At 67.7% G+C, this 11,786-nt stretch carries 13 protein-coding genes; 3 read left to right on the top strand and 10 right to left on the bottom strand.

Features of this window, described 5'->3' with window-relative positions; translation table 11 throughout:
* Nucleotides 1-4 precede the first annotated feature (4 nt).
* The 3 genes from EV647_RS36255 to EV647_RS36245 are packed head-to-tail and all read right to left on the bottom strand — an operon-like array spanning nt 5 to nt 3,129.
* Nucleotides 5-832, bottom strand: a complete 828-nt coding sequence (locus tag EV647_RS36255; protein WP_131498669.1) for a carbohydrate ABC transporter permease — start codon at nt 830-832, stop codon at nt 5-7.
* Nucleotides 822-1,826 carry a carbohydrate ABC transporter permease gene (locus EV647_RS36250; RefSeq protein ID WP_238177571.1) on the bottom strand — a complete coding sequence of 335 codons (1,005 nt, stop codon included), beginning with the start codon at nt 1,824-1,826 and terminating at the stop codon, nt 822-824. Before EV647_RS36250 ends, EV647_RS36255 begins: the two co-directional genes overlap by 11 nt.
* 28 nt (nt 1,827-1,854) lie before the next feature.
* Complete coding sequence (locus tag EV647_RS36245) at nt 1,855-3,129, bottom strand: ABC transporter substrate-binding protein (RefSeq protein WP_134011187.1); 1,275 nt, start codon at nt 3,127-3,129, stop codon at nt 1,855-1,857.
* A 121-nt stretch (nt 3,130-3,250) separates the two neighbouring features.
* Here EV647_RS36245 and EV647_RS36240 point away from each other — a divergent pair, with 121 nt between their 5' ends.
* On the top strand, nt 3,251-3,862 hold the full coding sequence (locus EV647_RS36240) for an HAD family hydrolase (protein ID WP_134011185.1): 612 nt from the start codon (nt 3,251-3,253) through the stop codon (nt 3,860-3,862).
* A gap of 78 nt (nt 3,863-3,940) precedes the next feature.
* On the top strand, nt 3,941-5,512 hold the full coding sequence (locus tag EV647_RS36235; protein ID WP_134011183.1) for a GxGYxYP domain-containing protein: 1,572 nt from the start codon (nt 3,941-3,943) through the stop codon (nt 5,510-5,512).
* Between the two features lie 9 nt (nt 5,513-5,521).
* On the opposite strand, the gene EV647_RS36230 is transcribed toward EV647_RS36235, so the two are convergent.
* The 6 genes from EV647_RS36230 to EV647_RS36205 all read right to left on the bottom strand — a co-directional run bounded on the left by EV647_RS36230 (nt 5,522) and on the right by EV647_RS36205 (nt 9,879).
* Nucleotides 5,522-6,265, bottom strand: a complete 744-nt coding sequence (locus EV647_RS36230; protein ID WP_202871325.1) for a peptidoglycan-binding protein — start codon at nt 6,263-6,265, stop codon at nt 5,522-5,524.
* Complete coding sequence (locus EV647_RS36225; protein WP_134011181.1) at nt 6,262-6,492, bottom strand: hypothetical protein; 231 nt, start codon at nt 6,490-6,492, stop codon at nt 6,262-6,264. The genes EV647_RS36230 and EV647_RS36225 overlap by 4 nt, the downstream gene beginning before the upstream one ends.
* A gap of 76 nt (nt 6,493-6,568) precedes the next feature.
* Nucleotides 6,569-7,051, bottom strand: a complete 483-nt coding sequence (locus tag EV647_RS36220) for a GNAT family N-acetyltransferase (RefSeq protein ID WP_134011179.1) — start codon at nt 7,049-7,051, stop codon at nt 6,569-6,571.
* Nucleotides 7,052-7,184: 133 nt separating this feature from the next.
* Nucleotides 7,185-8,018, bottom strand: coding sequence for an SMP-30/gluconolactonase/LRE family protein (locus EV647_RS36215; RefSeq protein ID WP_134011177.1), 834 nt, complete (start codon nt 8,016-8,018; stop codon nt 7,185-7,187).
* Between the two features lie 38 nt (nt 8,019-8,056).
* Entirely contained in the window at nt 8,057-9,262 is a 1,206-nt protein-coding gene (locus EV647_RS36210; protein WP_134011175.1) for a sugar MFS transporter, read from the bottom strand.
* Entirely contained in the window at nt 9,259-9,879 is a 621-nt protein-coding gene (locus tag EV647_RS36205) for an HAD-IA family hydrolase (protein WP_134011173.1), read from the bottom strand. Before EV647_RS36205 ends, EV647_RS36210 begins: the two co-directional genes overlap by 4 nt.
* 48 nt (nt 9,880-9,927) lie before the next feature.
* On the opposite strand from EV647_RS36205, the gene EV647_RS36200 reads away from it, so the two are divergent.
* Complete coding sequence (locus EV647_RS36200; protein WP_134011171.1) at nt 9,928-11,085, top strand: ROK family transcriptional regulator; 1,158 nt, start codon at nt 9,928-9,930, stop codon at nt 11,083-11,085.
* Here EV647_RS36200 and EV647_RS36195 read toward each other — a convergent pair.
* Nucleotides 11,082-11,783 (bottom strand): DinB family protein, encoded by a 702-nt coding sequence (locus EV647_RS36195; RefSeq protein WP_238177570.1) that lies wholly within the window; start codon nt 11,781-11,783, stop codon nt 11,082-11,084. The two genes, EV647_RS36200 and EV647_RS36195, sit on opposite strands and share 4 nt — an antisense overlap.
* Nucleotides 11,784-11,786: the final 3 nt, after the last annotated feature.

Raw genomic sequence — 11,786 nt, 5'->3', positions numbered from 1 at the left:
AGGGTCAGAATTTCATCGCCCCCGCGGCCAGGTCGGCGATGAAGGAGCGGGCGCCGATCAGGAAGACGCCGATCAGCGGGATGACGCTCATCAGCGCACCGGCCATCACCATCGAGTAGTCGGTGCCGTAGATGCCGTTCAGCTGGTCGAGAGCGACCTGGAGGGTGAGACGGTTCGGGTCGGTCATCACGATCAACGGCCAGAGGTAGTCGTTCCAGACGTTGATGAAGGTGAAGATGCCGAGGAAGGCCAGACCGGGCCGGAGCACCGGCAGGCCGACGGTGAGGTACTGCCGGAAGAATCCGGCGCCGTCGACCTTGGCGGCCGAGATGAGTTCGTCGGGGATGGCGCCCTTGGCGTACTGGCGCATCCAGAAGATCCCGAACGCGTTCGCCGCGCCCGGGATGATGAGGGCCTTCAGCGACCCGATCCAGCCGAACTCGGCCAGCGTCACGAACTGCGGCACCAGCGACAGCTGGGCCGGGATCATGAAGGTCGCCAGCAGCAGGCCGAACAGCAGGTTCCGGCCCGGGAACTCGTACTTCGCGAACGCGAACGCGGCGAGCGAGTCGAAGAACAGCACCAGGACCGTGACGCCGAGGGACGCGATCAGCGTGAGCAGCATCGAGCCGAAGAAGTCGATGTTGTCGAGCACCTTGCCCATGTTCTCGAACAGGTGCGAGCCGATCAGCAGCTTCGGCGGGTAGCTGAAGATGTCCGGGGTGGTGTTGGAGGCCATCACCACCATCCAGTAGAACGGGAACAGCGAGACCAGCACGCCGAACATCAGCACGATGTGACCGACGGCGGTGCGAATGCGCTCAACGGACATCTGCGGCCTCCCTCTTGGCATTCTGGGCTGCGATCCTGCGTTCCACCCGTCGTGCGGCGCGTCGGGTCAGCCGTTCGTCGTCGTTTCCGCCGATCAGCCGCCAGTTGATGATGCTGAACAGCACGATCAGGATGAACAGCGCCCAGCCGATCGCGGCGCCGTACCCGAACTGGTTCTTGATGAACGCGCTCTGGTACAGGTACGAGACGATGGTCAGGCCGGCGTCGCCGGGGCCGCCGATGTTGTTCGTGTCGCCGAACAGCACCCGGGACTCGGTGAAGATCTGCAGTCCGCCGATCGTCGAGGTGACCGCGGTGAACAGGATGACCGGCCGCATCATCGGGACGGTGATCCGCCAGAACGTCTGTCGCGGGCTCGCGCCGTCGACCTTGGCGGCCTCGTACACGTCGGCCGAGATCGCCTGCAGGCCGGCCAGGTAGATGATCGCGTTGTAGCCGACCCAGCGCCAGGTGACGATGGTGGCGATCGCGATCTTGATGCCCCACGGGGAGGTCAGCCATTGGACCTCGCCGACGCCGATCGAGCGCAGGAACGCGTTCAGCAGGCCGAAGTTGTTGCTGAAGATCGAGCCGAACACCAGGGTGATCGCGACCACCGAGGTGACGTTCGGGATGAAGTACGCGATCCGGTAGAAGGTGCGCAGCCGGGTCGCGTTGTGCAGGGCGTTGGCGATCACCAGCGCCAGCAGCAGCATCGGGACCGTCGAGAGCACCCAGATGATCATCGTGTTGCCGATGGTCTTCCAGAACGTGACGTCGCTGAGCAGATACTTGTACTGCTCCAGGCCGACCCACTTCATCTGCCCGATGCCGTCCCAGGAGTGGAACGAGATCCAGATCGAGAACAGCACCGGGAACGCGCCGAAGATCGCGAACAGGATGAAGAAGGGCGAGACAGCGGCGTACTGCGGGAACGCCTGCTTGTACTTGTTCGGCGGCTTCTCCGCGGTGCTCGCGGTCGTGGTCGTTACCACCGGGGCAGTCTTGCTGGTGACAGCCATGTCAGATCGCCCCCGCTCGGGTGAGTTCGCGCTCGACCTGGCGCTGGGCGTCGGCCCAAGCCTGATCCGGGTCCTTGCCGGACGCCTCGATGTTCACGAGTTCGGCGCTGATCGGCGTGTCGATGATGGTGTCGTACGGCGAGAAGTAGGCGCCCGGGTACTTCTTCGCGGACTCCGCGAACACGTCGACGATCTTCTGGCCGCCGAAGAACGGGTCCGGCGCCGACAGCTTCGGATCGGTGTAGCTGGCCGGCGTCGACGGGAACAGCACCGGGTCGAGGAACGCCTGCGCCTGGTTCTTCGCCGACTCCAGCCAGCTGATGAACGCGAACGCCGCCTTGGGGTTCTTGCAGTACTTCGTGATCGCCAGGAAGGACCCACCCTTGTTGCCGGCGCCACCAGGAGCCGCCGTCACCCGCCAGAGCCCCTTCGTCTTCGGCGCCGCGTTCTTCGGCCCGAGCTGCGCCCACCAGACGGCACCCATGAACGCGACGAGCTTGCCGTTGGTCACGACCGCGTTCTTGTCGCTGGAGTTCTGGGCGTTGGCCGACAGGCCCTCCTTCACCACGCGGACAGCCAGGTCGAAGGCCTGCCGGACGTGGTTCTGATCGCCGAGGTACTGCCCGTCGGGCGTCATGTAGCGCTTGGACTGCTGCGCCATCCGGTACCCGTAGATGCTGGTGATGTTGTCGGTGATCGCGGAGCCGGGCACGGCCTGCTTGAGCTTCTTGCCGAGCGCGATGTAGGCGTCCCAGTCCGGCGCCACCCCCGCGACCGCCGCCGGATCTATGTCGACGCCGGCCTTCTGGAAGATGTCGGTCCGGTAGAACAGCGCCGTCGGCCCGGTGTCCATCGGGTAGGCCATCATCTTGCCTTCCGGCGTGACGCCCCACTTCCACTTCCAGGGCAGGAAGTCCTTCTCCAGGTCCTTCGCGCCGAGCTCGTTCAGGTCGTAGAACTGGTCGGCGTTCGGGAAGTACGTCGCGACGTCGTCGTTGATCGCGACGATGTCCGGGACGAGCGACTTGCCGGCCAGGGCGGTCAGCACCTTGGTCTTGTAGTTGGAGCCGATCCGGGTCATCGCCAGCTTCATGTCGTCGTACCCTGGAATCGCCTTTTCCGCCTGGCCGATCAGGTCGTCGTTGACGGACCCGACCCAGGTCCACATGCTGAGCTCGTGCGAGCCGCCCAGCGAGCTGCGCGAACCGCAGCCGGTGAGCCCCGCGGCGGCTATGGCGGAGCCGGCCGCGAGGAAGTGCCTTCTGCTCAGGGTCATAGCCTCACCTGGCGCTTTCTGTTGGATTTCGCCGGAAGGTGTCCACATATGTTTACGTAGCCATCAAGGTAAGCGCATACCGACTGAACCGGTCAAGCCTCGGATGACAAGATTGGGTTCCATGAGTCCCAGCGCAGTCCTCTTCGATGCCGATGGCGTTGTGCAGCGTCCTGACCGCGACTGGTGGTCGCAGCTGACCTCATTCGTCGGCTCGGACGGCGAGGCGTTCGTCGCGGACCTGATGGTGGCCGAGAAGCCGGCGCTGATCGGGAAAGTCGATTTCCGGGACGCGCTGGCCGACGTGCTGCGGCGCTGGAACTCGCCGGCGTCCGTCGACGAGGCGCTCGAGCCGTGGAGCTGGTTCGTCGCGGAGCCCGAGGTGATCGCGCTCATCCAGTCGCTGCGATCGGCCGGCATCGGGTGCCATCTGGCGACCAACCAGCACGCGCACCGGCGGGCGATCATGCAGGACGAGCGCGGGTACGGCGAATGGTTCGACCAGACGTTCTACTCGTGCGACGTCGGGCTGGCCAAGCCGGACCCGGCGTACTTCCGGGCGATCCTCGGCTCGCTCGGATTGCCCGCCTCGTCGGTGCTGTTCATCGACGACAACGTGGACAACGTGGCGGGTGCTGCGAGCGTCGGGCTGCGGGCGGAGGTGTACGACCTGTCGTCCGGCGTACCGGCCCTGGTGGAGCTGCTTCGGCGTCATAATCTGCCTGAGGTCTTGTGATGGCGTGAGGGCTGTGACATCGTCGCCGGGCAGATGACAACGTAGGACAGTCGACCAGCCGCTCCCTGGAGGCATCACATGTCCGATCGCCGCCGCACGCTCTCCCGCCGCAGTGCACTGGGTCTCACCGCGGGCCTGGGCCTCGCCGCTACCGTCTCGCGTCAGTCGCCTTCGGCAGCTGCGTCTGCTCCGTCGGCGTACCCGAAAGGGCAGCGGCCGCGGCTGCTGAACGTATTCGACGAGAACGCGCTGAGCCTGCCCGAGCGGACACTGGCGACCACGCTGCAAGGCCTGATGGCCCGACGCAGCGGTGAGTCGCTGTACCTGAACCTGCCGACGCTCGGCTACCAGCACTGGCTCGACGACCTGGTTTCGCGGTACGGCGTCCAGGCGCGTCCCGGAGACCTGTGGAAAACCGTCAAGCGATCCGGCGTCCGCGGATACGTTCTCTTTCGTACGGGCACCCCGTCGGTCAACGTCGCGACCACGCTCGCCGGCGTGACGGGTGCCGTGGCAATTGAGGAGAGCTTGGAGGCACTCGCGATCCGGAACGGATTGCGCAAGGTCCTGGACGTGCGGGACAAGGACGACCGCTGGGTGTTCGAGACGTACTGGCCCCGGCTGCGGCACGACGTCGTGGTCGAGCAGCGCGCCGACATCCCGGAGCGGCTCCGGGACTACGTCACGATGGCGGGGACGTTCGCCTTCTTCGACGGGAACTCGGAGTTCCGCGCCGACGTCGTCGACGCGCTGGACGACGACGGCACGGTGATCGGCTGGGGTGACGCCTCGGCTGGCGAGGACGCCTTCATCGGCGTGAACTCGGCCACCGGTGTCAAAGCACTGCCCGCCGACCACGCCCGCAACCTGTCGGTGCTGTCAGGCATCTCCGAAGACCGCCTGACGCAGCACGTCCCGGCGCAACCTCCGACTCCGGACCCCGGCGCGCATTACGTCACCTTCCTGATCACCGATGGCGACAACATTCAGTGGGCTCTGGGCGACTTTCCCACCGATCCGCGGTGGTTCGGGAGTCCGCGCCGCGGCGAGGTCGACCTCGGGTGGGGCATCTCCCCGTCGCTGATCGATCTCGCGCCGTCGGTGATGCGCTGGTTCTACGACCAGTCGCGGAAGGATCGCTGGGTCGTCGGCCCGTCGGGCGGCGGGTACATGTATCCGAGCCGCTACCCCGCTGCTGCGCTGGACAAGCACACCGCGTCCCTCGCCCGGGCCATGGGGCGGGCCGATCTCTCGGTCGCGCAGATCATCGACTTCGACGCGTTCGAGAACACCCGGCTGTGGTCGTCGTACCTCAAACGCCCCGAGATCGACGGCCTCATCTACCTCGAGTACTCCAGGTACGACGGTCTCAAGGGCAAGGTGGTCTGGTCCGAGGGGAAGCCGGTGATCTCGGCCCGGACCATGCTCTGGGAGGGTCTCGACGGCGCCGACGAGGCCTCCGTCACCGCGGAACTGAACGCCGCGCCCCGCAACCCCTTCTCCACGGCCGGCTACTCGATCGTCGTCTGGCACGCGTGGAGCAAGTCCGTCGACGACGTCCTCACCGTCGTCGACGGCCTCGCCCCGCACGTCAAGGTCATTCCACCCGACACGCTGGTCCGGATGCTCGCAAAGCACGCCAAACCGTAGTTCCCAGGGTCAGGTGCGGGGGACCTTGAGTTTGTCCCAGGTTTCCTTGCCGGGGATGCCGTCGGCATCGGAGCCGGGCTGGGCGACCGAGCCGTGGAAGCCGAGCTTCTGCTGCCAGGCCGAGTAGGACTTGAGGTCGCCGGTGCCCCAGGTGTCCTTGTTGGTCTGGGTCTCGTACCTGTCGCACCCGACGGCCACGAGCCGCGCGTGCATCGCCGCGACGATCGGGCTCTTGCGACCCATCACGAAGAACGACTTGCCCGGGAACGTGACGAACCCGGTGCGCGCCCCGGCCGAGTGCACGTACTTCGGCCGCCCGTAGCCGGCGATCGTGCTGGACATCCGCGTGTGCCGGCCGCACTTGTCGCTGTAGTTGCCCTCGATCGTGTAGACCTTCGAGCCGCTGACCCCGGTGACGAGGCCCACGTGATCGATCCTCGACTTGAGATCGGTGCCGTCCCAGTCGAAGAAGACGATGTCGCCACGCTGGATCCCCGCGACGTCCACGTGCCACTGGTTGTGCGTCTTGAACGCGTGGGCGTGCGCGGTCGTCAGCGCGAAGTCCTTCCCGAACGTGACCGCGTTCTCGTTGCCCGAGTGGAACGCCCAGAAGGTGATGGACGCGTCGCACCAGGCGAAGTTGCCGTTGAACGCCGAGCCGTTGCGCTCGCGGTACCACTTCTGGATGTGGTTCGGCTCGCCGAGGCCGATGTCCTCCTCGGCGATGCTGATCATGTCCTCGACGCCGCTCATGATTCACCACCGCCACCGGTCAACGACGGTTCCTGGTCATCAGCCGGCGGCTTGCGGCCGAACTCACCGTCCTCGGCGGGCCCGAACTCGGCCTCCAGTTCCTCCGCCTCGTTCTCGATGTCATGGTCGAAGCTCGGTTCGACGAGCAACTCGGCCTGCTCTTCCTGCGACATGTCGTCCGGCATCTGGTCCAACTCGTCCAGCGACGGCCGCGCGTTGTCGGTCATGACAATGCCTCCCCCTCACCACGATGAATGCCCCCAGCCCTGATCCACTCATCATGCTCCGGCCCGTGAGGTTCGACTAGAGCTCACGGAAGTACACGGCCACCGGCAGCTGCACACATCCGAGCGACTCGTAGAACGCACGCGCCGGCGCATGGAAGTCGTCGCCTCCGGTGCCGATCTCGACGTACTCCGCGCCCTCGGCTCGCATCGCGGCGAACGCGTGCTCGCAGAGCGCGGTGGCGATGTTGGAGCGGCGGTGCTCGCGCGCGACCGCCAGGAGTTCGACAGTGGCCCGATGGCGGGCGGTGTCGAGATGCCAGGCGACGTACCCGGCAGGTACGTCGTCAGCGACGGCAACGGCGACGTACTTGTGTGCGGCCGGATCGTGCAGCCCGGCGATCTGCCGGCGATAGTCGCCGCGCCAGTCGCCGTGCTGGCGGGTGAAGATGAGGTCGCCGACCAGCGGCCGGAACGATTCCTCGTAGAACGGCCCGAAGGTCTCGATGGTGAGGTCGATGAGCCGGGCCAGGTCAGCGTCGACGTACGAACGGATGTGCATGGAGCGTGCCTCTCGCGAGTGAAGGAGAAATCCGGGCAGGCGCGACCGGCTCACCGCACGCGCGCAGGCGGCGGCGGTGGGCCGGGATCAGCGCCGGGTACGCCCGGCGGCGAAGCACTCCATGTCCGCGATGCTAGCGAGCCGGCGGCGGTACGGCGACCGGGACGGTGTGGATCTGGCCGGTTCGGGGGCCGTTGGTCAGGCGGCCGAGGTTGTCGGCGATGCTGTCGGCCATCCGCCATTCCGCGGTCAGGATGCACAGCGTCGGGCCGTCGAAGTCGACCAGGCCGAGTGCGAACGGCGCCCGGTTCTCGGGTACGTCGATCCGCTCGAGGATCTCGCCGCCCGCCGCGACGCGGACCACGCCTTCTCCCCAGGTCTGGGACCAGATCGCGCCCTCGGCGTCGAGGCAGATACCGTCCGGGCCGAGGTTCTCGGCGTACACGCGACGGTTCGACAACCCGCCGTCCGGCTCGACGTCGAACGCGGTCAGCCGCCCGGCGAACGACTCCGCGATCACCAGCGTCCGGCCGTCCGGCGTCAGCACCATCCCGTTCGGGAACTGGATGTCGTCGGCGACCTGCCGCACCCGGCCGTCGGGGGTGACGAGCTTGATCCAGCCGGGTACCGGCTCCTCGCCACCGGAGAAGTCGAAGTCCGCGCCGTCCAGATAGATGTTGCCCTGGGCATCCACCACGATCTCGTTCGCGGCCTGCTCGGCGAGCACGGTGATCGAGCCGTCGGGCTCGTACCGGCGCAGCTTGTCACCGGTGGTCAGCATCCGGCCGTCCGGCAACCAGTCGACGGACCACCCCATCAGGCGTTCGACCGGTGCCTCGAAGGTCTCCGTCGTACCGTCGGCGTCGACAGCGACGATCTGCTGCGCGATCCAGTGGCAGAACCACAACCGGCCGTCGTGCCGGCGCGCACCTTCGGGAAAGGCCAGGCCATCCAGCAGAAGCTTCATCACGTCACCTCGTTCGTCGTTTCGGGCTCGTTCACCCCCTACACGAACGCGGCCCGGTCAGATCGACGGCTCAGCAGAAGAAGTAGGGCGATCAGCGGCAAGGTCACGAGGTACGCCGTCCGCAGATCGACGACCCGTGCGAGTACGGCGAGGAGCGCAGGCGCGACGAGGATCGCCGTACCCGAGGCCATCGCACCAACCGCGGCGAGGCGGGCCGAGCTGAGGCCGGGGGTCGCGACGAGGGCTGCGAGCGTCACCGGGTACAGCGGGGCGACTCCGAGACCGGCCACGACCAGGCCGAGCGCGACCACGGCCGGCGCGTCGAACAGGCTCACCAGCAACGTGCCGCAGGCGGCGAGTGCGCCGGACGGAAAGACCGGCGACCAGCCTCGGTACCGGATCGGTCCGATCGCGCGGCCGACCGCCATACCGATCGGGAACGCGCTGCCGAGCAGCGCGGCTGCTGCCGTGGGCAACCCGCTGGCCACCAACCGTGCCACGGCCCACACCACGAAACAGAACTCGACCGACACGGCGAGCACGACCCGGAGCCAACCCGCGCCGACGTCCATGACGACCCGCCGCCCCACTCGCCGCCACTTCCCTCCGAGCCCGACAGCCGGCGCCGAATCAATCAGCACCGGCACATCCCCCGCGCCGCGCGCCGCCGTTGTCTGGGGTGGTCGAGTGCGCCGAGTTAGCACCGCCAGGAGGAGGAGTGGTGGCGCGGCGGCGAGCATGGCGTAGCGGCCGCTGGGGCCCAGACCGTCCAGGGTGCCGATTGCCAGCGGCGCCAGGATTCCGGTTCCGCTGGCGACCGCGTTGACCCGGCTCAGCCGGGCGGCGGCTGTCGGACCGTTGAGCATCAGCGGGGCGACCAGGACAAGGAGCGCGCCGCCGAGGCCGACCAGCAGCCCACCGGCGATAGCCACCGAGTACGCCGGGGCAACCGCGATGAGCACCGCGCCCACCGCGCAGACGACGGAACCGAGTCCAAGCACCGTCGGCATCGGCCAGATCTTGAGCATCCGCGGACCGATCACCGCGACCAGCAACAAGCCGACCGCGAACCCCGAGGACATCAGCGCCAGCCGGCCGATCGGCTCGTCGAGGTCCCGAGCGAGGATCGCCACACACGCGCCGAGCCCGGCCAGCACGAACCCCATCGCGGACAGCGCGATGCCGATGCGTATCTCGTCGCCGCGGGCACCGCTCCGCGGCGGGGCCTGCGCGCCCGCGGTCATTCCAGACCTTTGAACAGCGCGTCGAGCTGGTGCAGATCAGCCAGCTCGATGTCCGCCGAAATGCCCTTCAGGCCGGCCGTGAGCGCACCAGACGCCTGACCGGCCGACAATCCGACCACGGTGTCCTCGACCACCAGACACTGCGTCGCGGGTACGCCGAGAAGCTCCGCCGCCCTGAGGTACCCCTCCGGGTCCGGCTTGCCACGGCTGACGTCGTCGACCGTGACGAGGACCGACGGCGCGATCCCGGCCGCGGTGAGTCGCACCTTCGCGAGCTGGGCCGGCGCACTGGTGTAGACCGCCCACGGCACACCGATCCGGTCGAGCGTGGCGAGCAGATCCAGCGCACCCGGCTTCGCCACCACGCCGTCGACGTCGTTGACCTCGAGATCGAGCACCCGCGCCCCCGCCGCGGCACGCTCGGCCGGCGTCGCGTCGGGCAGCATCTGCGCAACAGTCGCGACCGCGGGGTTCCCGTGCGCGACGGCGAGCACCTCGGCCGGCGAGATGCCGTACTCCGTCGCCCAGCGGCTCCAGCTCCGGTCGACGATCGCGTCGGAATCGACCAGAGTGCCGTCCATGTCGAACAGGACCGCGCGGATGTCCCGGATCTCCATGAGCCCTCCTATTAAACTCGTCCTCCGAGCATAACGGGAAGGACAGCGATGACTCCAGTACGCCGTGGACAGTGGCAGACGGCTGCCGACGTACTGACCCAGCTCACCCGGCAGCCCGGGATCACGCGGGCGGCGGTCGCACGGGCGCTGCGATTGAGCACGAGTTCGGCGACAGAGGTGACCGCTCGGCTACGCGACGTACACCTGCTGACCGAGGTACCTGCTCCCAGTCAGGGCCGCGGTCGGCCGACCACGGTGCTGCAGCCGCATCCGCTGGGACCTGTGGTGCTCGTACTCGACCTGAGGCAGAGCAGTTGGCGGAGCGCGGTTGTAGCGCTCGACGGGGCGCTGCAGGAGCCGCAGTACAGGCGGCACCGGAGTCGGCGCGCACAGGTCGTGCTGAACAACCTGCGGCGTGAGGTGGAGCAGGCGCAGCAGCGGTACGGCGCTCGGCTCCAGATGGTGAGCCTCGCCGTACCGGGCACTGTTCGTGACAACCACCTGATGCAGGCACCGACGCTGGAGTGGGTCGAGCTGGATCTTGCACAGGTCACTGGCGACACCGGCGTACCGCTGCTTGCCGGCAACGACGCGACGCTGAGTGGGGTGGCAGAGGCGCGTACTGGCGCTGCTGCAGGAGCTGGTACGGCGGTGCACCTCATCATCGAGGTGGGGATCGGCGGGACGCTGCTGATCGACGGGGTGCCGGTACAGGGCGCGTCGGGAGCAGGTGGCGAGTACGGCCACATGCCCTTTGGCGACCGGTCTCGTGCCTGTCCGTGTGGTGCACGTGGCTGCTGGGACCTGGAGATCGACGGACGGGCGCTGGCGCGTTATCTGAAGCAGCCGACGCCGGACGATCCCGTTGCCTACACAGAAAAGGTACTGCGGCGCAGTGACCGGGCTGCCCGCGCTGCGGTGATCAGGGTGGTTGCTTCCCTGGGCTACGGCATCGCAGGTCTCGTAAATGCGCATGACCCGGATGTGGTGACGATCGGTGGTTTGGCGATCCCCCTGCGAGCAGCGGCGGAGGACACCTTTGCTGAGGCGTACGAGAGCGGACTGATGACGTCCCATCGCGGTGCTCCCCCGCCGGTGCTGCCGGCCACGCACCAGCTGGACGGGCCGCTACGTGGCGCAGCCGCGCTGGCCCTCGACCAGCTCACCAGCGAGCAGGCCATCGCAGCCTGGGTCGCCCAGCGCTAGTCGGTCACCTCTACTTCTTCTGCAGCCTCTTCCTCAGTCTCTTCGACGCGGGGCTTGGGGACGATCGGGGGTTCCACCTTGGCCAGGATCTCGAGGATGTCGTGCCGGTGGTGCTGGATCTCGTGGGCCGTGTGCCGGATGATCCAGCCCAGCGTGCGCGGCGCCCGGACCGGATAGTTGTACAGCCCCAGCTTCCCCAGCTCCTGCGGCTGCAGCACCCGCGCCGCCGCCCCGAACTCACGCGCGAACCGCACCAGCGCGGCCGCGACCTCCATCGGGTCCTGGTTCTCGTACTTCTCCTGCTTCACCCGCCCGGTCCGGTCCATCGGCGCGTACACAGGCCGGTCCTCGGCCAGGCACTGCGCGATCCGGTGCCGCTGCACCTCCAGTACGTCGCGCACGTGGCACGCGTACTCGATCGCCGACCACACGTCCGGCTCCGGTCGCAGGCGCACCACGTTCGGGTCCGGACCGGCCGCGGCCTTCGTCAGCGCCATGCTGCAGTCCGCCGACTGCCGGACGAGCAGCGTCACCGTGCCCTGCAAGGTCCCGGTGTCGTAGTTGAAACCGCACTGCTCGCAGTACCCGTCGACCGGGGGCTGCTGCTTAGAGGGCATCTGGGACCCCTGCGCCGTCGCGAGCAGGTGCTCGGCGGAGTGCCTCGGCGGGCTGGAGCGGAGGGTTCGATGTGGTTTCATCGT

It is taken from the genome of Kribbella sp. VKM Ac-2566, assembly GCF_004366005.1.
GTDB lineage: Bacteria > Actinomycetota > Actinomycetes > Propionibacteriales > Kribbellaceae > Kribbella > Kribbella pratensis.
Note: the sequence above shows the minus strand (reverse complement) of the source record. Positions and strands in the feature narration are given on the sequence as shown.